We start from the raw sequence: 315 nt of genomic DNA on the forward strand, positions 1-315 counted from the left end.
CTTCCTTGGAATTAGGTACGAGGGACTGTGAGCGCGCTAGAAGGAAAAGGAAGCCCTTGAGAACCCAAGCGCCGATACATTCCGAGTCGTCATTCAGAAGAGCATCCAGCCTTTCCATAGTATCGGCTCGATAGGTCATAAACCGGTCTATGGCCGCGAAGAGCTGTTCCGATGACGAGGCATCACTGGACGTCCAAGCCACGCCACGACTGTCTTGAAATTGGGGCATCGCTGCGCCTCCCAGAGTGGAGCGAACATAGCATATCTTGCTGCGCCAGCCGAATCCGCAAGCGCCACGAAATACCAATAGGTATG

1 protein-coding gene is annotated in these 315 nt (G+C 54.3%); it reads right to left on the bottom strand.

What is annotated here, in order from left to right:
- Nucleotides 1-229 (bottom strand): hypothetical protein (locus EU800_RS27415; protein WP_207210033.1); only part of this gene is annotated, 229 nt, incomplete at its 3' end.
- Nucleotides 230-315: the final 86 nt, after the last annotated feature.

The organism is Tropicimonas sp. IMCC6043, from assembly GCF_004146235.1.
In the GTDB taxonomy this organism is placed as follows: Bacteria; Pseudomonadota; Alphaproteobacteria; order Rhodobacterales; family Rhodobacteraceae; genus Tropicimonas.